The organism is Pseudomonadota bacterium (genome assembly GCA_036339585.1).
In the GTDB taxonomy this organism is placed as follows: Bacteria; Pseudomonadota; Alphaproteobacteria; order UBA8366; family UBA8366; genus UBA8366.
On record JAYZAS010000021.1, the window covers coordinates 42,053 to 62,578 of the forward strand.

Consider the following 20,526-nt stretch of genomic DNA (forward strand, 5'->3'; position numbering starts at 1 on the left):
GGCTCCTCATGAGACACCCACACGTGCCGGATCCTTGGTCCGTGTGCCGGCTGGATTCAACCTCTGTGTTTCGCGCAATACATCACGTGCTACAGGAGCCGCAATTTTGCCTCCACCCCCGCCATGTTCAATGACAACTGAGCACGAATAACGAGGATCGGACATTGGGGCATAGCCAACAAACAGCGCATGATCGCGTTCATGCCAGGGCAGCTCATCATTTTGCTTTACTCCTAATTCCCGCTCCTGCAGCGAAATTCGTCTTACTTGTGAGGTGCCTGTTTTGCCGCCCATTCGCCATGCTCGTTTTGAGATCCGTGCATTGTACGCCGTGCCGCCCGCAGGATTATTTACCACCTCGTCAAGCGCTTGACGGACAAGGTTTAGTGCATCTGCTGGGAAATTTAACGAAGGAAAATCGGTTGCTTTTCTGGGAGTGACTTCTTCAAATTCATTAGCTCTTGTAAGCCTCGGTGTCACTGCGTAACCACCATTTACAACGCGAGATGTCATAACTGCTAATTGCAAAGGAGTGCTTAGAACGTAACCTTGCCCAATTGCATTTATCAAACTTTCGCCGCCGAGCCAATGAGCACGCAGCGTCTTCAGCTTCCATTTCTTTGTTGGAATTAAACCATCCCGTTCACCGGGCAATCCGAGATTTAATTTTTCGCCCAAACCAAGTCGCCGTGCCACTTTTGCAATGTTGTCAACTCCTATACGTTGAGCGAGTTCGTAAAAATAAACATCACACGACTCCCGCAACGCATCAACAAGATTCACATATCCATGACCATTTTTCTTCCAACAGTGAAATAGCTCATTCCCAAACTCTAGTACCTCCTCGCACTTAACTGTCATGTCCGGACGAATACCCTTTTCCAATGCAGCTAGCGCAACCACAATTTTGAAAACTGACCCTGGAGCATACTGCCCAGCGATAGTTTTATTGGTGAGCGGCTTGTCGGGGTCACTAAGTAGTTTTTTCCAATCGCTTACTGTGATTCCACTATTAAAGGCGTTTGGGTCAAAACCTGGCCTAGATACCATGCCGAATACGTCACCGTTTTGGACATCCATTACTACCACAGCGGCTCGTCTTTCTTTTGCAATACGTTTGAAAATAAATTTCTGCAATTCAATATCTAGGGTAAGATTTATTTTGAGGCCAGGCTGCCATTCTCTCCGGCTTACCTCACGTATCACTCGTCCAAGCGCATTGACTTCCACTTCCGTGTTACCTGCCCGGCCTCGAAGTTCTAAATCAAAACGTCTCTCTATTCCATTTTTCCCTATGCGAAACCCGGGGAGCTCAAGAACTGGATCGCCCGTTAGTTCCTTCTCTGACACCGCGGCTACATAACCGATCACGTGAGCCGCGACATCACCGTACGGATAATATCTACTTTGCGCGACATCTATTGTGATCCCTGGCAAATCCGGTGCATTAACTTCAATTCGACTTACTTCCTCCCATGTCAAATTTTCACGCACAGTGATTGGAACAAAGGCTCGGCGCCGGCGTGCTTCCCGCCGCACTCGCCGTCGATCATGATCACTGACTTTTACAAGTCGCGCAAGCCGCGTTAGCATTTCATCCATATTTTTTGCTTGCTCAGGAACCACTACTAGGCGGTAGATCTGAACATTTATTGCTAGTGGGGTTTCACGACGGTCGAGTACCACGCCGCGAGGCGGAGGTAAAAGCCTTAAACTGATACGGTTTTCCTCAGCAAGCACTCGGTAACGATCAGCTTCGAGAACCTGAAGGTAATACATTCGTGCACTTAGGCCAGCAAATATCGTTAACTGGCCGGCAGCAAGCAATACAGCTCGACGATTAAATATCTTATCTTGACTTTGATCTTGTTTAGTTTCCAGCATCGTTTTAGTTTTCTTGTAATAGAGATCGATGGACTAAAACAAAAAAATAACCGAATACTGGGTATAGGGTGACGGTCAACACACACTCGACAACTGTCGGCATGAGCAGAACTATTTCCCCTTCAATCATTGACACTAAAAGCCAGCGGATAATTCCGACCGCTAACGCAGTCATAGCGAAACCCCACCAAACGAAGACAAATGATTTCCCATGGAAGAGTCTGCGCTGTGAAACCATTACTCCATAAACAATAACTAGCGAAAGTGCTCCGAGTCCCATGGGCGTAAATGCCAATATGTCCTGTAATAACCCTGTAAAAAATACAGCCGTAACTGGCAATATGCTTGGCTGATGCAATGCCCAATAATAAACAGAAATGAGGCCTACGGAGAGCGTCACTGGCGCTACACCCGACACCTTTAGAGGGGCCTGTGCAATAATAACAAGCACTATTGTCAACAAAAAAGGAGTAGACCTTCGAGCAATAAAATCGATCTTATACCACACACTGTTTCGGTCTATCACTGCCCTACCGCCGCCTTGTTCCGTCTTTCTAAATCAGTAAGCACTCCTGTCAAACCAAAGTCGATAAGCCGGGCAAATTCAACCTTTTCCCCATGAACAAAAGGTTGAACAACTACGGCATTGTCTGTGGTGTAAGCAACAATACCAACCGGTAACCCCGGTGGAAAAACACCACCATGTCCAGAAGTGACTATGCGTTCACCCTTCTTTATTTTCACGTTATCGGGTAGATGCAGTAGGCGAGGTCTATCCGAATTATCACCTGCAAGAACAGCTCGTTGGCGCGTCGACTCAACAACTACGGGAATTCGGCTATTTAGGTCCGTAATCAGTAAGACCCGCGCAGATCGTTCACCAACTTCATGCACGCGTCCAATTAGCCCAAAATTAACCAGAGCAGCCTGCCCCTTTGCTATACCAGCTCGGCGGCCAGCATTTATCAAAATATTTCTCACAAATGTACCGCCTGAGTCACCAATTACCCGCGCAGTTACCGATTTGGCCACGTTATCTGGAATGAATCCTAGAAGTTGGCGTAACTTTTCATTTTCTAAAGCTAACGCGCGAGCCGCGCTCTGCCACTGAATAAGCTGGGCATTTTCAAGTTTAAGTTGGCCATTTTCCTCTCGAATCTTTGTGAGCGACCGGGCTTCTTCGATAATTTCTGATATCGTAGCTACTGGACGAGATACAGCATCCAATATCGGCGCAACAACATCCGTAACAGATACACGAACACGTTCAAAAATTTGTTGATCGGCACGCCCGATAACAATTATTGCAAGGGCGCCGAACAATAGAAATATATAAGCAAACCGTTGAGCTACATTACGCACCGGCGCCGCAAATCTGAGAACGCTACCCCTATTATACTTCAATCTCTATTCTCCCTATGTTCCTTCTGAGGGGAATAAAATGGAGCCACGCTACCTTACAAAAAATAACGGGAACTTAATACATGCTGATTAGAACATTCCGGAGTGTTTTAATTTCCTCTAAGCAACGGCCAGTACCAAGAACCACGCAGGAGAGTGGATCGTCTGCAATGGAAACAGGCAGCCCAGTTGCATGCCTCAGGACGTAATCTAAGTTCCCAAGTAATGCTCCTCCACCCGTAAGCACTATACCTTTGTCGACTATGTCCGCTGCCAACTCAGGCGCAGTATGTTCAAGTGCCACTTTCACTGCTTCTATAATCGCACCAACAGGCTCAGCCAAACTTTCAGCTATCTGTCTCTCACTAATGACCAATTCTTTCGGAACTCCATTCATGAGGTCACGCCCCTTGACTTCCATAACACGACCCTCACCATCTTCAGGAGCACAAGCAGTACCGATCTCTTTTTTTATCCGTTCCGCGCTACTTTCCCCAACTAATAGATTATGGTTGCGACGAATATAGGCAATTATAGCTTCATCAATCTTATCACCACCTACCCGCACACTGCGCGAGTAGACAATGCCGCCCAGCGATAAAACTGCAACCTCCGTAGTGCCGCCTCCGATGTCTACTACCATTGAGCCAGTTGGATCCGTTACAGGCAAGCCAGCACCTATCGCAGCTGCCATGGGCTCTTCTATTAAAAATACACGCCGAGCACCTGCGGCCTCCGCTGACTCCTGAATAGCGCGGCGTTCAACCGCAGTCGAGCCAGATGGAACACAAACAATCACTTGTGGGGAGGCGAAACTGCGTCGATTATGGACCTTGCGGATGAAATGTTTAATCATTTCTTCCGCCACCTCAAAATCTGCGATAACACCATCGCGCAGTGGTCGAATGGCAACTATATTGCCCGGTGTTCGACCGAGCATCATTTTTGCCTCATCACCCACAGCTAGAACCTGGCGTTTATTTTTAAAGTCGGAGATTGCCACCACTGATGGTTCATTTAAAACGATACCTCGCCCTTGTACATACACAAGTGTGTTTGCAGTACCGAGATCGATTGCCATATCGGCTGAAAGCATTCCTAGGAGTTTTGAAAACATAATTAAATTAGCTCCTCCACTAACCTTTGTACGCTGCTACGCGTTATGAAAAAACTATTTTTTTCATGTATATGCACTCTTCACGCGCTAAGCATCTCAGGTGCAGTCTTGGAACGCTTATCTGCAAGCTTATTCAGAGCATTTATATAGGCTTTTGCTGAAGCCACTAACGTATCCGTATCCGCCCCTTGTCCATTGACGGTTTTGCCATCCTCTTCCAACCGAACTGTTACTTGTGCCTGAGCATCGGTACCCTCCGTCACTGCATGCACTTGGTAAAGTTGCAAACGGGCTGAGTGGGGAACTATAGCGCTAATGGCATTAAAAGTAGCATCCACGGGGCCATCCCCCGTTGACTCTTGAGAGCATATTACACCATCAATCTTCATCTCTAAATAAGCCTTTTGTGGACCAGCTGATCCGGCGATAACGCGTAGTGTCGAAAATTTTATCGACTCGGCAGCATGCGTCATCTCATCTTTAACTAATGCTATAATATCTTCATCGTAGACGTCTTTTTTCTTATCTGCCAATGCTTTAAATCTTACAAAGGCCTCCTCTATCGCATTATCCCCAAGCTGGCAGCCAAGCTGTTCAAGCTTATCTCGAAATGCGTGACGACCAGAATGCTTACCTAATACGAGCGAGGACTGTGTTAACCCCACCGACTCTGGCGTCATAATTTCATAGGTACCAGCATGCTTCAGGACACCATCCTGATGAATTCCTGCTTCATGCGCGAATGCATTGGCACCGACTATCGCTTTATTAGGCTGCACCGCAAATCCCGTGATGGAAGACAACAAACGGCTCGCTCCTATAATCTTTTCCGTAGCTATCGCCGTATCAAATGGCATCAAATCTTGCCGTACCTTCAAACCCATGACGATTTCTTCCAATGATGCGTTTCCTGCGCGTTCTCCAATGCCATTTATTGTGCATTCGGCTTGGCGAGCTCCCGCCCTTATAGCAGAGAGGGTATTTGCAACTGCTAACCCTAGGTCGTTATGACAATGGACCGAAATTATTGCCTTATCGATATTTGGCACGCGATCACAGAGTGCCGATATAATGTCAAAGAATTCGTCAGGCATAGTATAGCCGACAGTATCCGGGATATTAATTGTTGAAGCACCGGCCTTGATTGCCGACTCTACGCAGCGGCATAAAAAATCTATTTCTGTTCTTGTCCCATCCTCTGGACTCCACTCCACATCGTCACAAAGGTTCCGAGCATGACTTACCGAGTCAATTATTGCACTATGCACCTGTTCCGGTGTCATTTGCAGTTTATGTTTCATATGAAGCGGGCTCGTAGAAATGAACGTGTGAATTCGCGGTTGCTTTGCGTGTTTCAAAGCTTCCCAAGCGCGTTCAATATCTTTGCGCCCTGAGCGCGCCAATCCGGCCACCTTTGCATTTTTAACAACTTTAGAAACTTCGGAAACAGCCTCAAAATCGCCAACAGAAGCAATCGGAAAACCCGCTTCCATCACATCCACACCCATCCCATCAAGGTACTCAGCGATACGCAGCTTCTCCTCCAGGTTCATTGAACAACCCGGCGATTGTTCCCCATCACGCATGGTAGTGTCAAAGATCTTAATACGTTGTAGCTTTTGGCCAGGTGTACCTGTTATCATGCCTTTCATCCTCTTCTCATTTACCAACTTGCCTCTTCAGACCCTTGGTATCAATCCAAAATGCACGGGCACTGAGAGACGAGCTGATCAAATGGGAGAGTAACCGGCAAATAGATCCATGTCGACATAAAGGCACAAATTCCAATACTAAACTAATGTTAACAGATATTACTTACCCCGCTACATTGGAATACAGTTATTCACCGATTCCCATTTGTCTTCAATACAAAGACTATAAATAACGATGATACACATTCGTTTCAGAATAACATGCTGGCAACAAGTCAAATAAAAGGGGCTGCCTTCCTTACCTTTAAGGAATTTTTTCAATCCTTCCGCTGCAAATTAATTCTTCGATTTATCAACCAAGGCATTTTCTGCGATCCAAGGCATCATAGACCGCAATCTTTCCCCTACTTCCTCAATTGCGTGCTCACCTCCACGCCTCCTTAACGCCTTAAAGCTCGGTTGGCCGGCCGCGCATTCTTGCATCCATTCCTGAACGAACCGGCCAGTTTGAATGTCCTCAAGAACTTTTCTCATCCGTTTCTTTACCTTCTGATCAACCACACGGGGACCTCGCGACAAATCACCATATTCCGCTGTATTAGATACTGAGTACCGCATATTTGCGATGCCACCCTCGTAAATTAAATCAACGATCAATTTCACCTCATGGCAACACTCGAAATAAGCCATTTCCGGAGCATATCCTGCCTCAACCAATGTTTCAAAACCATTCATGATTAACGATGTAAGACCGCCACAAAGAACCGCTTGTTCTCCAAATAGATCCGTCTCACACTCTTCTCGAAATGTAGTTTCAATAATCCCTGCACGACCGCCCCCGATGGCACTAGAATATGAAAGAGCCAAGTCATGACAGTTGCCGGACGCATTTTGATGAATGGCCAAAAGGCACGGCACCCCGGCACCCCGCTGATATTCTGAACGCACGGTATGACCGGGTCCCTTTGGTGCGATCATAAAAACATCGATGTCAGAGCGAGGTTCAATGAGATTAAAATGAATATTAAGTCCATGCGCAAAAGCCAGCGCCGTCCCGTCACGCAGATTGGGAGCCAAGTGCTCCCTGTAGGTTTGACCTTGTGTCTCATCTGGCGATAACATCATCACCACATCAGCCCATTTTGCAGCCGCTGATGCATCCAGAACCTCAAATCCTGCACCCTCAGCCTTTGCTGCACTAGCAGATTTAGGTCTCAGTGCGATTTTCACTTCCTTAGTGCCAGAGTCTCGAAGATTCATGGCATGGGCATGCCCTTGGCTACCATAACCAACTATGGCAACTTTCTTACTTTTTACCAAATTTACGTCTGCGTCACGATCATAATAAACACGCATTTTGAAACTCCCCTAGTAAATGAATCTCTTGCAGCTTTCAGAAAAGATGCCTCTAATTTCCTCGATATTTTCAGGCGCCTCTACCAATAGCTACCACCCCACTTCGCGCTACCTCTATTCGACCAAGCTCGCGCATAAGGTCAATAAAAGATTCTACTTTATCTGTATCCCCTGTCATGGCGAATACGAACGACCGGGTCGTTGTATCTACAACTTTAGCACCAAAAATATCTGCACACCTCAGAACTTCCGCACGCTCAGGCGATTTTGCCTTGGTTACCACTTTAACCATTGCAAGCTCGCGTTCAACATGCGGACCTTGCTGAGTAAGATCTTTGACCGAATCCACGGGTACAAGACGTTCTAACTGGTTCCGAATTTGTTCTATCACCATTGGTGTACCAGAAGTAACAATGGTTATTAATGACATACTATTATCATGCGTAACAGACGCTACGGTGAGGCTTTCGATATTATACCCGCGCCCGGAAAATAGCCCTATAACGCGGGCCAGAACCCCAGGCTCATTAATGACCATCACCGCCATGGTATGCGGCTCTATGCTTTGATCACTATCGGTCATAAAATAGGCAGACCCGGGTTGCGGTTTCACATTCTTTGTGCGTGATGCTACTTTTTTTGCCATTTGTTTTACCTAAACTAACACCTTACCCTTTTCGGTTACCTTGCCGGAACCTTTGCCTTTGGCTGCCGGGCCGAGCAGCATCTCATTATGAGGAGAACCTGACGGTATCATTGGATAGACATTCTCGGTTGGATCTACCACAATATCAGCGATTACCACATTATCAACCTCAACCATTTCATTTATAACATCATCGATTTCGGAGGTTTTTTTTGCACGAAGACCAACCGCACCAAAACTCTCGGCTAATTTAACAAAATCTGGCAGAGCTGCTGCATAGCTCTCTGAATATCGCCCACCATGCAATAGTTCCTGCCATTGACGAACCATGCCGAGGTATTCATTATTCAAAATAAACACTTTGACCGGCAAATGATGTTGCATTGCGGTTGATATCTCCTGCATATTCATCATAAACGATGCCTCACCGGCTATATCAATAACAAGTTTGCCAGGGTGTCCTGTTTGAACTCCCAAAGCTGCAGGGAAACCATACCCCATTGTTCCAAGACCTCCTGAGGTCATCCAATGGTTTGGCTTTTCAAATTTTAAGAATTGTGCGGCCCACATCTGATGCTGGCCAACTTCAGTAGTAATGAAAGTATCTCGCTTTTCCGTAAGCGATTGGAGCCGTTCCAGTGCATATTGTGGTTTAATAATCTCACCGTCTTTTTTGTAGGCAAGACAATCACGTGATCTCCAATCCTGGATTTGTTTCCACCATGCCTTAAGCTCTTTACTATTACGCTTACGATTTTTCTTTTTATCCCAAGCGACGGCTAATTGTCCCAATACATGGCCAACATTTCCAATTATCGGAATATCTACAGCAACATTCTTGTTTATGGATGATGGATCGATATCGATATGAATAATTTTGGCATCGGGTGCAAACGCATCGAGCCTCCCGGTAATCCGATCATCAAACCGAGATCCAACAGCAATCATCACGTCGCAACCATGCATTGCCATATTGGCTTCGTAAGTACCATGCATACCAAGCATGCCGAGAAACTGCTTGTCCGACGCAGGAAATGCCCCAAGGCCCATGAGTGTTAGGGTGCACGGATAACCAGTGGCACGCACAAAATCCGTAAATTTTTTGCATGCTGCAGGGCCAGCGTTAATTATACCTCCACCCCCATAGAAAATAGGTTTCTTGGCATTTGAAAGTAAATCAACAGCTTTATCAATTGCCCGAGTTTTTCCACGCGTAGCTGGACGGTAGGTCGCTGGCTTGACAGACTCAGGAACCACATAAGGACAGTCAGCAAATTGTATATCTTTTGGCAAATCAACAACAACAGGGCCCGGGCGACCTTTGCGAGCTACAAAAAATGCCTCATGAATAGTCCTAGCAAGATCTTTAGGCTCTTTGACTAAATAATTATGCTTGGTGCAAGGTCGCGTGATACCAGTGGTGTCACATTCCTGAAAAGCATCATTACCAATAAGATGGGTCGGCACCTGACCTGTAAGACAAACAATTGGTATAGAATCCATTAGCGCATCGGTTAAACCAGTCACTGCATTGGTAGCGCCTGGCCCCGAGGTTACTAAGACAACGCCAACTTTCCCTGTTGAACGTGCATATCCCTCGGCCATATGAACTGCTCCTTGTTCGTGACGAACAAGCACGTGACGAACGCTACTCTGCTGAAATATCGCATCATAGATAGGCAACACAGCCCCTCCGGGATACCCAAAAACAACTTCTACGCCTTGGTCAATGAGTGACTGAATTACAATTTCAGCACCATTCATGCGTTTTAGAGACGCCACAATATTCTCCAGATATTAATTATTACAGGTTCAAATCCGACTAGCCTGCTCGGTACTTCATGAAACCGTGTTCGTGGTTTATGCGCAAGCAAACTCTTCGACACAAGCCCAAACAATAGGCTCTCAGCTGAAATGGGTCAACTAATTAGCTATAATAAATGAAAAGATATCATTACAAATACTTTCCGAATATTGCCTGCGGATATGTAAATCTGGAATAATCTGATTCCGAAACCACGTCATTTGACGTTTGGCGTAGCGCCGCGTCGCTTGCTGAGCTCTTGCGACTGCATCTGCAAGATCGTGCTCACCAGCAAGATAGGCACTAATTTCTGGCACACCCAAAATTCTCGAAGCTGGCTGATTGGAGCCTAAGTTAAGCTTTTTAAACGCTCTTACTTCATCCACAGCACCTTCTTTAATCATTTTCTCAAATCGTTTTCCACAAACCTCGTAAAGCTCTTTGCGTGGGGGGTCGAGGAGAATCGTTTTAAATTTAAATTTGTTATTCGCCCCAATAGCCGGCATGCTCTGCCAAGCCAATAAAGATTTGCCCGATGCTACCAACACTTCCAATGCCCGTGATACTCTCTGACTATCCCCCGGAGCCAAACGATTAGCTATCTTGTCTCCACGAGCGACTAATTCAGAATGCAAAGACTCAGAACCCTCTCGAACCAACCGCTCTTGGATCTCGGCGCGCACACTATTGGGGATATAGGGCGTTGGAGGCAACCCATTTACAAGAGCCTTTAAATAGAGACCGGTACCCCCACAAATTATAGGTAAAGACGACTGATCAAAGGCTTTTTTGATCTCGACAATCGCTAGTTTCCTCCACTTCCCCACGTTAAAACTTTCTGTAACTGAGAGTGCTCCGTACAGCTTGTGGGGTACCTTCGCCTCATTTTCAACTGAGGGACGTGATGTTAAGGTACGAAACTCACGGTATACCTGCATACTGTCGGCGTTAATGATCACACCATTAAATCTTATTGCAACTGCAAGCGCGGCCGCTGATTTGCCGCTGGCTGTGGGGCCGGCAATGATGAGTCCAGTATTTGGCGAAGATTGTGCATTGTGTGTCATGACACTTAACGATACAGATGTTAACGCTATGGACAAAGTACTTACTTTAATTGATGAAAAAACTGGCCTCGAAGAGTCATATGTTATCGAGGTTATGTCAGCAATGGCTAGAATGGGAGCAACCGTCAACACTCCGGAATGGCTTCACTTTAATACTGCCGCCGATTTAAAATTCTGCGGCATAGGCTGTAATGACGCACGTGATATTGCCTATCAGGTTTCACTTAGCAACAAGAAATTAGATGCCATAGCACAACAGACAGAGGGACGCCGAAAAAAACTTCTTATTGCAGATATGGAATCGACCATAATAGAAAATGAAATGCTTGATGAATTAGCTGAAGATGCAGGCATCTACGACCAGATAGCAGATATAACTGCGCGTGCTATGAATGGGGAAATAGACTTTGAAAAAGCTATTGAGGAAAGAGTAAAGTTACTTGCTGGTTTGCATACCTCTGCCTTACACAATACGGAAAAACGGATACGCCTCATGGAAGGCGCAGAACAGCTGATTACGACAATGAAGTCAAAAGGGGCCTATTGTGCTTTAGTGTCGGGAGGTTTTACTTTTTATACCTCTAACATCCGTCTCCGACTTGGCTTTGATTTTGATCAGGCCAACGAGCTTGAAATTATTGATGAGAGGCTTACAGGGCAGGTAATCAAGCCAATCCTTGGCCGTAGCGCTAAAGAAAGTCGTCTCCGCGCTCTCTGTAAGCAACAGAATATCCCGTTAACCGCCACAATGGCCGTAGGTGATGGGGCAAATGATCTTGCTATGTTGGCGACAGCTGGCTTGGGAGTAGCATTTCATGCAAAACCAAGCGTTGCTGAAAAATCTGAAACACGGGTCAATCATAATAGCCTCACGGCACTTCTATACTTGCAAGGCTATAAGGTCGAGGATTTTGCCATCAAGGATTTTTGTCGCTAGGCAGAGAATATGCCACGATGTTTGCCATAAGCATTGACGCAGCGACAAGATAAAAAACACATATAAGACCATATTTATCTGCAATAAAGCCACTAGTCACAACCAATACTGGTGTCCACGCACTTTGCATCGCAAACATTACACTGGCTGCCGAGGCACCATGCCCCTGTGGCGCAAGGTCCATCATCCAAGCTTGAGTAACAGGTCTAATTGCATAGAGAGCAAATCCTAAAATAGTTATTCCAACAACGAATATAGCTGCATCGCTGATAATGGTAAGGCAAACGATTACAATCGTAATCGCAGACAGGCCGGCCATGACGATAGGACGCCGACCAATTCTATCAGACCATGTTCCTGCGAGTGGTCCGGTTACAAAGCCACCAACCTGCATGGTTGCCATTGCAAGACCTTGCGCCTTTTCGGACAAACCTAGATTATCGACCAAGTATAAGGGAAGGGAAAAAAATATAACGAACAACGCTGAAGTTCGAAAGGCAGCCATTACTGAAAGTCCCAGTATAGCTCTATTTTTAATGAGCGAGACAAGGCCAGCCACATACTGACGTCTATCCATACCACGTTCTTTCCCACCAATATTTTTATTGGTATCTTTTGGTGACACCAAAATGAGCAATGCCACGCCGATGATAAAAACTGGCACTGCGCTAGCAAAAGCGGTCACCTGCCAGCTCAACTGGAAGAAACCCACCAGCACAGAAACGGCGATCAATGGAGCTAGAATATCACCGAGGCTTGCTCCAACAGAATGAACGGAAAGTGCGTAGCCCTTATTTCCTGAATATTTCTGAGACAAAAAAGCAAGAGCAGCCGGATGCCATAAATTGTTGGACGCGCCGATCACCGCCATCATTAAAGCTAAGGTTAAAAAATCACCCGATAATCCGCATACGAAAATAGCTATGCCGCCCGAAATAACAGAGATCACTTGAAATAGTACACGCTTCCCAAAGATATCAACCATTGCTCCGCTTACCGCGTTGGCAGCAAAAGAAGCAATGTGGAAAATCGCATGAAGGATACCGATCTCAGCATAATTGAGAGAGAAAGTTATTTTAATCCATGGTGTCAAAACGGTGAAGACCATGTAGACCCAGTGGACCGCACCATGGCCAAGCCCGACCAAAACTATAGAAGTCTGTCCTTTGATTTTGAGGGCCTCAACAAGGCCAAATTTGAACATTAGCCTAACTGCCTGACATTTGCGGGATTTTGGCGGAAAAATATAAGAATATGTGCAAAGAAGCCTGCTGCATAATAAGGGGTCCTAAAACTAGTAACTTCAAGATTATTTTAGCCCTAAGGATTGCTGATTGTTGGGCACTAAAATATTAGTGACCGCAAAGAATGTGTGATCTCGTGCCCGGCGCGAGTAGAGCAAGAGTTCCATTTTCTGGTTTTTTCAAAATAATCAGGTTCAGCTGCCATGAAACGAGGCCTTTTGTTGGTTAACTCTCATTCGCAGGATTATTTTTTGGCAAGAGGAAAGTCAAAATATTCGCCCCTAGCATTATGGCAGCAAAAAAATAGAATACATCTAACATACCTCTGTTATCAGCAATCCACCCCCCTACTATCGGTACTAAGGCATTGCCAGCCGCCTGCATGCTGAACATAACACTTGTAGCTGAGCCTCGAAATTCGCCCGGAACAAGATCTACTATCCAACGTTGGAGCACAGGCCGCATTGCAAAGAGTACAAAACCAACCAATGAAATAACAAAAATGTAAGTGGTCGGGTTAGTGATATTTGTGGCTAAAATTATTGCTAAAGACGAAATGGTGATACATACAAACAATACTGGCCGCGGTCCAAAACGATCTGAGGTATATCCACCAATTGGTGTGGCCAAGCCACCAGCAATTTGCATTGCCAACATTCCCGTTCCCATCAGGGCAGCACTTACGCCCAGCACATCGATCAAATAAAGTGGAATGAAGACTAGCAATCCGTTTTGGGCCATCGTTCGCAATGAACTAACAACGCAAACCATCATTGCCGGAATATTTGCTAATAAATCAATATAGCCGGCAAGGTAGGCCCTCAATCCCATTACCTTACTCTGCTTTCCATTAGTCCGTTTTTCTTTATGCAAAAGAATAGTCGCCAACAATGCCGCTGCTAGGAACCCCGGAACTCCTCCCGTCATAGCGGCAACTTGCCATGAGCCAATTAATGTCACTATCAATCCGCCAACCTGAAAAGCGATCGCTTCTGAAATATTTGCAGCGACAACATGAATAGAAAAGACCATGCCCTTCGCATTCTCATACTCCTCTGCCAAGAAAGCAAAAGCAGGCGGGTGCCAACCTTGTACGCCGACGGCCAGCATCCCAGCGAAAATGCATATCAAAAGAAAAGATGGAGAAAACCCCAGCGCCAACATACTTATGCAGCAGATAAGAGCAGATAAAATAATGAACAAAACTCGGCGCCCACTCATATCAACAGCCAGTCCTGTGGCGAAGTTTACCAAAAATCCCGTGATATGAAATGTAGAGACAATTAAACCGGCTTCCGTATACGTAAGTCCCAATGCCTGTTTCATGAATGGCACAAGTATAACAAATGTGCCAAAGGCATAATGTGTAGCGCCATGCCCAAACGATAGTAATATTACTGGCGCAAAAGGTTTACCACTTAATGAAACCCGTTTTTGGCTCACACTTTTGCCCTCACGTTACCATCCACTTACCTGTTCAAAGCCTTGTATAATTTCCCATTTGTGGGGCACTAAATACGATTGCCAGCAACCACCCGCCAAGTCCAGTTCGGAAGACGAATGGTCCAGTCGTGAATAATTCTTTTATAGTGAAAAACAACACTATTATAACTTTTAGACGCACGAATCTTGATGGATCCTCGAACCTTCTCTAGCAGAAATTACTGTTTGAGAGCAATAAGTGATGTTGGTTTATTCGGCACCCGATGGTTTCCTACACTCCGGAACAAAAATGGTAAGAAAATTAGCCATGAGCAATAATATGGCTATCCCATAAAACACCATCAAAAGTCCGTAACTATCTGCTACCCAGCCACCTATCGGCGGGGCCGCAAGGCCAAAGAAGGATTGAATAACAGAGCGGACCGCCACGCTAGTACCATGTAATTTCTGTGGGACCATGTCTAGAATCCAACTCTGTGTCACAGGCCTTGTCGCATAAAGCGTGAACCCTAGAAAACCTATTCCAATCACAAATAAAATCTCGTTACCAACTAAGGTCATAACCAGAATAATGGCTGTTGCTGCTAACAACGCCACGATCAAAATTGGTTTACGACCGTAATTGTCTGACGCCAAACCACCGATTGGATTAGCTATCATACCCCCGACGTGCATCACCGCATAAACAGTGCCGATTAGAGATGCGCCTGCTCCCATTACGTCCCGCATATACAGTGGCACAAAAGTTCTTATCAACAGTTGTGCTGTCGAGCGCATTCCCATCATACAGCAAAGAATTATGACATCGAAGTTCTTCAGCAGACTCACAAAGCCACGAAGGTATTGTTTGAGTGACATTCCCCTTGCATGCTTTGCTCTCTTACCTGTGTCCTTCGGCATAAGGAAAATAAATAAGATTATAGCAGCAGAAATTGATGCGGCTGCTGGAACAAGCGCTCCCATTTGCCAAGTCGTTGATGCAATCACCATCCCAGCTATCAACGGACCAATCGCCTCTCCTATATTCGCACCCATGCCATGAAGACCAACAACATAGCCCCAGTTAGAGGTATAATAAAACGAAAGGAAAGCGGTAGCCGGAGCATGCCAAAATTGTGTCATGCCACCCAATAATGCGGCTAGAATACAGAATGTTAAAATATTAGAGGCTACGGAAAATGCCACCATCGCTAAACCCCCAACAGCCAAAGCACATACCTGGAAGACCACACGTCGACCAGACATATCTACCACGGGGCCACTTACGAGGCTAAAAATTAACACTCCAGCCTCAAATGAGGTTAGCAGCCAGCCAATTTGCAAATAAGTGAATTGGTATTCTTCCCTTATAAAAGGCAAAAGAATATAAAACACGCCGATCATCCAGTGGGTTGCTGCATGTCCGGCTAGCATTCCGAATGCAGGCCCGGGATCCCGGAGTTTGAACGCAGCAAGAATTTTTTGCATAGGCTTAAAGACAATCTACAAAATATATTGCTACTGCAGAATTCAGTAACTTAGAAAAGGACATTAGGCCTCAATTGAGAATAATGCAAAAAATGCAGAAAACAGTTACTGGGAGTACCTAGGGGTTATCCTTCGGCAAAAAGAATACTACTGCATTGGCAAGCAAAAGCATGATTGCAAACCAATAAAATATTGCAGCAATACCATATATGTCTGCTATGATGCCGGTTATCGCCATGCTCGGGATAGAGAAAGCAGACTGGGTAGCAAACATTAGACTGGTGGCAGTACCCCGAAACTGACTCTCCACGGTGTCCATCATCCAACTTATTAGCACTGGACGCGTAGCATAGATTGAAAACCCAACTAGACAAATTCCAATAACTATTAAAAATTCGTCCTGTAAGAGAGGCAACATTAATATGAATATTGTGGCTGCGGCAATTGCAGCCAGCATAACCTTTCGACGACCACAGCGATCTGAAGCAATACCTGCTGGCACTGCAGCAACCGACCCTCCCAAATTAAGCAAAAGAAGTGCGATCCCAGCTTGAGTGAGACTCCAATTAAATTGATCCACCAAGTATACCGGAAGGAAATTTCTTGAACCAGATTGTGCCGTCGTCCTCAAGCCAGCTATTAAACCTATCCCCAGTACCGTCTTATTTTTCCCTTGTTCAATGATACCCGCTATATAATGGCTAAAATTTATACTATTTTCACTCGTATCTCCGGTCCGTTCCCGAATCGCCCTTACCATTAACGGGGGAAGGATCAATAAACCAGGTACCGTATTAATGAGCATCACATTCCGCCAGGACATCGGTTCGAGCTGAATGATCATATAATTGCCGGTGAGCATTGCAGGAACTAGGAGCGGCACCAAGATGTCACCGATATTTGAACCCATACCGTGAATGGACATGACATAACCGCGATGAGAATGAAAACGCGTGGCGAGATAGGGAATAGCGGCAGGGTGCCATAACTGGTTAGAAAACGCTATGAATACGCCAAGGACCAGAAGAACTGCATACTCATTGGCAAAGCCAAGAAATATGACAGCTAACGATAAAATTGCTATCGAGAGCACCTGTAGTAATTGTCTCCGGCCTGTAAGGTCAGCAAAGGGCCCACCAGTAATTGCCGAAAAAAAACTTCCAGTTGTGTATATAGTAAAGAATAAGCCTAGCTCAGTGTAAGAGAGATTAAATTTTTCTTTTATAAGTGGACTAACAACTAGCACGATGGAATGCAAGTAGTGGGTCACTCCATGCCCTGTGCTGATCAATGCCACAACACCCTGTTCACGAAAAGTGAGTGGTGGCACACTATCAACCTGTACCATAAATCCATTCCTTACGAACGACTAATGACCACCTCAGTTATAAACTCTTTTTCAATAAGCGAAAAACCCTGCTTTAAAAAAGGTACGAGTGCAACTAGGCCATCGCAAACAAGGACGTTTAAACAAATTGAATGGCATTTTGGGTCAAACACTTTATAGATGTTATATGCACGAAGCTAAAATGCCCGTTCAAACCTACCCTAGTTGGCGTGTCTTTTTTGCACAATTAAAAATTCTCTATTTCTCTAACTTCAAGCCAACAAATCGTACTTCTTCTCCTTCTTTAATCAAAAGTAGAATTGACTTTTGATTTGAACCTTTAGCTTTTTCCAAAGCTGCAGAAAAGTCCTTTGGATTTTTTATCTTAACTTGATTCACTTCGACGATGATTGATCCCGGCCTCAATCCTTTGTCAGCTGCCAAACTGCCTGGTTTTACCGCAGTGACAACGGCGCCCTCTGCTGAGTCGGGTAATTTGAAGCGTTTGACGAGATCATCACTTACTGGTGCCACACTTAGCCCAAGGGCATCAAATTTGCTCACTTTACCATTTGTACGGGGTTTCCCAGTACGAGCGACTGTCTGGTCTACCTTCTCGAGTTCACCGAGTTGCACATATAATTGACGGTTTCGTTTGTTACGCCAAATGACAACTCGGACACTCTTTCCGACATTAGTTTCAGCGACCATACGTGGCAAACGGCGTGATTCATCCACTCGCTTTCCATCAAACTTCAATATCACATCCCCGCTCTTAAATCCGGCACGATCGGCGGGGCTCCCTTTCACCACGCCAGCTACAAGCGCACCGTAAACTTCGCTCAAGCCCAAGCTGTCAGCAATATCCTGTGAAACAGTCTGGATCTGCACGCCAAGCCACCCACGTTTTGTAACGCCAAATCTTTTTAGTTGACTGATGACGCCCTTAGCCAATTGTGACGGTATTGAAAATCCTATGCCTATACTACCCCCGTTTGGAGACAGTATTGCCGTGTTAATGCCTATCACACGGCCCTTCATATCAAACAAGGGTCCCCCTGAATTTCCCCGATTTATAGGAGCGTCAGTCTGGATAAAGTCATCATACGGACCGGACCTAATATCACGTCCGCGAGCTGAAATTATGCCGGCAGAAACCGACCCCCCCAAGCCAAGCGGATTACCTATAGCAAGCACCCAATCACCAACACGAGCTTTATCTGAGTCGCCCCATTCCAACGCAGGTAGAGGTTTTGCCGATTCAACCTTTAGCAAGGCTAAGTCTGTTTTCTCATCCTTTCCAACCACCTTCGCTTCCAGACGCCTCTTATCCTTCATAACTACTGTGATCTGATCAGCCCCATCGATAACGTGATTGTTAGTCACAATCAGGCCGCTACTATCTATAACGAAACCAGAGCCAAGGGAGGTAGCCTTTTCACTAGGCTCAGGAGAACCTTTACGCTGTTGTTTAAACTGATCAAAGAACTCCTTGAATGGAGATCCCGGAGGAAGATCAAAATCTGGAAAGCCCTGAGGACTTTTCCGAGTTACCTTTTGGCTTGTCGAGATATTTACCACCGCAGGTAACATTTTTTCTACCAAATCAGCGAAACTGTCAGGCGCGCTGCGTGCCAGCGCCGATGGATAATGAAACATTACCGCAGCAAAAATCATCAACTTTAAAAAAGCAGGTATGAAAGCTGCTTTAAGAAAAGTTAATCTAATCGAACCTATTCGGCTCATTGGCTCCTCCATATTCAAAACAGCGTGCGAAGAGATTTACACACTACAACCACACTTCCTCGCCTCTTAACATGTGCACCGCCGACGGATGCAAACTTATCTAAAACGCACAACATATTAGTGACCCCAAAACAGTGGCTGAAATATGGCGCGTGAAGTGCCTTAAAGTCATATAAAAATTGCGAGGCCAGCTGCCCCGATACCTAATGCCGTCTCTCCCCATATTTTTACAACTGCCATGCTGGCCTTAGAGCCGTGATGCATAGCCCTTTTCATAACTACTGGGAACAAACCGTAGAGTGTGCCCTCCAACACAATGGTGAGGCAAGCTATTTGCAGTATGCCATCAGTTATGCCAGCGAGCACTCCGCCGAAAGCAACAAAAAAGAGCCCGACAAAACCCAACGTTTTTATCGGCACATCCTGTAGATCCGCCATTTTGCGACGCGTCCAACCTGGCCAAAAAGCAGCAATAGCGCCCTCAATCGCTAGAAATAAAGCCACCGCTAAAAATATGAGCTGGAACATGCAGCCCTTCTTACTACTTCCTTTTCTTCCCAAGATTGAAGTTGTTAAAAAATCTAAAAAACTCGCTATCCGGACTTAAAACCATAGTTGTATCATTTCCGATTAAAGCCTTCTGATACTGTTCCAGCGACTTGTAAAATGCAAAAAATTGGGGGTCTCTACCATAAGCTTCCCCCAATATATTGTTACGACCGGCTTCTCCTTGGCCACGCTGGATTTGAGCATCTCGCTCAGCATTAGCTAATATAACGGTACGTTCCTTATCAGCCTGAGCGCGTATTTTTTGAGCGATCTCCTTACCCTCAGCACGGGCCTCACGGGCCTGGCGCTCTCTTTCTGTACGCATGCGGTTAAACACCGCTTGGCTAGTTTGTTCGGGCAGGTCCGTACGACCTATTCGTATATCAACAATCTTGATACCAAACCGCAATGCATCGGCTTCGATATCTTTTTGAATTTGCTCCATCAGGTCAGTACGTTTCGCGGACAGAACTTCTTTAAGTGAAACCCGAGCGATTACTGCACGCAGTGCCGGATTAACAAGTGCTGCCAACCTATCGCGGGCACCTATTTCGTTTTGAACGGTTTTGAAAAATTCCAACGCATTTACAATTCTGTACCGTGCGAAAGCATCTACATTTATACGCTTTTTGTCGGTCAAAAGAACCTCAAAAGGAGGTGGGTCCAGATCGAGGGTCCGTTTCTCATAAAACGTAACGTTCTGCACAAACGGAACTTTCCAATGCAGACCAGGTTTATCTTTCACTGCACGGGGATCTCCAAATTGGAGAACTATCGCCTGCTGCGTTTCATGGACAGTAAAAAAGGTTTGGGAAATCACTACCAATGTAACGAGTGCGAATACGCCAAAGATGACTGGTTTTTTGCTCTTCATACTACTACCCCT

At 45.6% G+C, this 20,526-nt stretch carries 17 protein-coding genes; 1 reads left to right on the top strand and 16 read right to left on the bottom strand.

Features of this window, described 5'->3' with window-relative positions; genetic code table 11:
* Window positions 1–6: 6 nt before the first annotated feature.
* The 9 genes from mrdA to miaA form a co-directional block, all read right to left on the bottom strand.
* Window positions 7–1,884, bottom strand: coding sequence for a penicillin-binding protein 2 (gene mrdA, locus VX941_11855; GenBank protein MEE2934099.1), 1,878 nt, complete (start codon window positions 1,882–1,884; stop codon window positions 7–9).
* A 4-nt stretch (window positions 1,885–1,888) separates the two neighbouring features.
* A complete protein-coding gene (gene mreD, locus VX941_11860; protein ID MEE2934100.1) occupies window positions 1,889–2,410 on the bottom strand; it encodes a rod shape-determining protein MreD in 522 nt (173 codons plus the stop codon).
* Window positions 2,407–3,288, bottom strand: a complete 882-nt coding sequence (gene mreC, locus VX941_11865; GenBank protein MEE2934101.1) for a rod shape-determining protein MreC — start codon at window positions 3,286–3,288, stop codon at window positions 2,407–2,409. The genes mreD and mreC overlap by 4 nt, the downstream gene beginning before the upstream one ends.
* 73 nt (window positions 3,289–3,361) lie before the next feature.
* Window positions 3,362–4,402: a rod shape-determining protein gene (locus tag VX941_11870; protein ID MEE2934102.1), complete on the bottom strand. Its 1,041-nt coding sequence runs from the start codon at window positions 4,400–4,402 to the stop codon at window positions 3,362–3,364.
* A gap of 80 nt (window positions 4,403–4,482) precedes the next feature.
* Window positions 4,483–6,045, bottom strand: coding sequence for a 2-isopropylmalate synthase (locus VX941_11875; protein ID MEE2934103.1), 1,563 nt, complete (start codon window positions 6,043–6,045; stop codon window positions 4,483–4,485).
* Between the two features lie 345 nt (window positions 6,046–6,390).
* Window positions 6,391–7,410: a ketol-acid reductoisomerase gene (gene ilvC / locus VX941_11880; protein MEE2934104.1), complete on the bottom strand. Its 1,020-nt coding sequence runs from the start codon at window positions 7,408–7,410 to the stop codon at window positions 6,391–6,393.
* Window positions 7,411–7,480: 70 nt separating this feature from the next.
* Window positions 7,481–8,056: an acetolactate synthase small subunit gene (ilvN, locus tag VX941_11885; GenBank protein MEE2934105.1), complete on the bottom strand. Its 576-nt coding sequence runs from the start codon at window positions 8,054–8,056 to the stop codon at window positions 7,481–7,483.
* A 9-nt stretch (window positions 8,057–8,065) separates the two neighbouring features.
* On the bottom strand, window positions 8,066–9,820 hold the full coding sequence (locus tag VX941_11890) for an acetolactate synthase 3 large subunit (GenBank protein MEE2934106.1): 1,755 nt from the start codon (window positions 9,818–9,820) through the stop codon (window positions 8,066–8,068).
* Window positions 9,821–9,979: 159 nt separating this feature from the next.
* Complete coding sequence (gene miaA / locus VX941_11895) at window positions 9,980–10,927, bottom strand: tRNA (adenosine(37)-N6)-dimethylallyltransferase MiaA (protein MEE2934107.1); 948 nt, start codon at window positions 10,925–10,927, stop codon at window positions 9,980–9,982.
* Here miaA and serB point away from each other — a divergent pair.
* Window positions 10,884–11,864 (top strand): phosphoserine phosphatase SerB, encoded by a 981-nt coding sequence (gene serB / locus VX941_11900; protein MEE2934108.1) that lies wholly within the window; start codon window positions 10,884–10,886, stop codon window positions 11,862–11,864. The genes miaA and serB overlap by 44 nt on opposite strands.
* Here serB and VX941_11905 read toward each other — a convergent pair.
* The 7 genes from VX941_11905 to VX941_11935 form a co-directional block, all read right to left on the bottom strand.
* Window positions 11,845–13,068, bottom strand: coding sequence for an MFS transporter (locus VX941_11905; GenBank protein ID MEE2934109.1), 1,224 nt, complete (start codon window positions 13,066–13,068; stop codon window positions 11,845–11,847). The genes serB and VX941_11905 overlap by 20 nt on opposite strands.
* Window positions 13,069–13,333: 265 nt before the next feature.
* Window positions 13,334–14,551 carry an MFS transporter gene (locus VX941_11910; protein MEE2934110.1) on the bottom strand — a complete coding sequence of 406 codons (1,218 nt, stop codon included), beginning with the start codon at window positions 14,549–14,551 and terminating at the stop codon, window positions 13,334–13,336.
* 249 nt (window positions 14,552–14,800) lie between these two features.
* Entirely contained in the window at window positions 14,801–16,018 is a 1,218-nt protein-coding gene (locus VX941_11915) for an MFS transporter (GenBank protein MEE2934111.1), read from the bottom strand.
* 118 nt (window positions 16,019–16,136) lie between these two features.
* Window positions 16,137–17,366 (bottom strand): MFS transporter, encoded by a 1,230-nt coding sequence (locus VX941_11920; protein MEE2934112.1) that lies wholly within the window; start codon window positions 17,364–17,366, stop codon window positions 16,137–16,139.
* A 237-nt stretch (window positions 17,367–17,603) separates the two neighbouring features.
* Complete coding sequence (locus VX941_11925) at window positions 17,604–19,091, bottom strand: DegQ family serine endoprotease (GenBank protein MEE2934113.1); 1,488 nt, start codon at window positions 19,089–19,091, stop codon at window positions 17,604–17,606.
* Window positions 19,092–19,259: 168 nt separating this feature from the next.
* A complete protein-coding gene (locus VX941_11930; protein ID MEE2934114.1) occupies window positions 19,260–19,619 on the bottom strand; it encodes a DUF2065 family protein in 360 nt (119 codons plus the stop codon).
* Between the two features lie 13 nt (window positions 19,620–19,632).
* Complete coding sequence (locus tag VX941_11935) at window positions 19,633–20,514, bottom strand: protease modulator HflC (protein MEE2934115.1); 882 nt, start codon at window positions 20,512–20,514, stop codon at window positions 19,633–19,635.
* Between the last annotated feature and the right edge of the window lie 12 nt (window positions 20,515–20,526).

Coding starts and splice junctions, on each gene's coding strand:
- VX941_11875 (MEE2934103.1), bottom strand. CDS start 6,045: ATGATAACAGGTACACCTGGCCAAAAGCTACAACGTATTAAGATCTTT.
- ilvC (MEE2934104.1), bottom strand. CDS start 7,410: ATGCGTGTTTATTATGATCGTGACGCAGACGTAAATTTGGTAAAAAGT.
- miaA (MEE2934107.1), bottom strand. CDS start 10,927: ATGACACACAATGCACAATCTTCGCCAAATACTGGACTCATCATTGCC.
- VX941_11925 (MEE2934113.1), bottom strand. CDS start 19,091: ATGAGCCGAATAGGTTCGATTAGATTAACTTTTCTTAAAGCAGCTTTC.
- mrdA (MEE2934099.1), bottom strand. CDS start 1,884: ATGCTGGAAACTAAACAAGATCAAAGTCAAGATAAGATATTTAATCGT.
- VX941_11930 (MEE2934114.1), bottom strand. CDS start 19,619: ATGTTCCAGCTCATATTTTTAGCGGTGGCTTTATTTCTAGCGATTGAG.
- ilvN (MEE2934105.1), bottom strand. CDS start 8,056: ATGGCAAAAAAAGTAGCATCACGCACAAAGAATGTGAAACCGCAACCC.
- serB (MEE2934108.1), top strand. CDS start 10,884: ATGATGAGTCCAGTATTTGGCGAAGATTGTGCATTGTGTGTCATGACA.
- VX941_11920 (MEE2934112.1), bottom strand. CDS start 17,366: ATGGTACAGGTTGATAGTGTGCCACCACTCACTTTTCGTGAACAGGGT.
- VX941_11935 (MEE2934115.1), bottom strand. CDS start 20,514: ATGAAGAGCAAAAAACCAGTCATCTTTGGCGTATTCGCACTCGTTACA.
- VX941_11905 (MEE2934109.1), bottom strand. CDS start 13,068: ATGTTCAAATTTGGCCTTGTTGAGGCCCTCAAAATCAAAGGACAGACT.
- VX941_11890 (MEE2934106.1), bottom strand. CDS start 9,820: ATGAATGGTGCTGAAATTGTAATTCAGTCACTCATTGACCAAGGCGTA.
- VX941_11870 (MEE2934102.1), bottom strand. CDS start 4,402: ATGTTTTCAAAACTCCTAGGAATGCTTTCAGCCGATATGGCAATCGAT.
- VX941_11915 (MEE2934111.1), bottom strand. CDS start 16,018: ATGCAAAAAATTCTTGCTGCGTTCAAACTCCGGGATCCCGGGCCTGCA.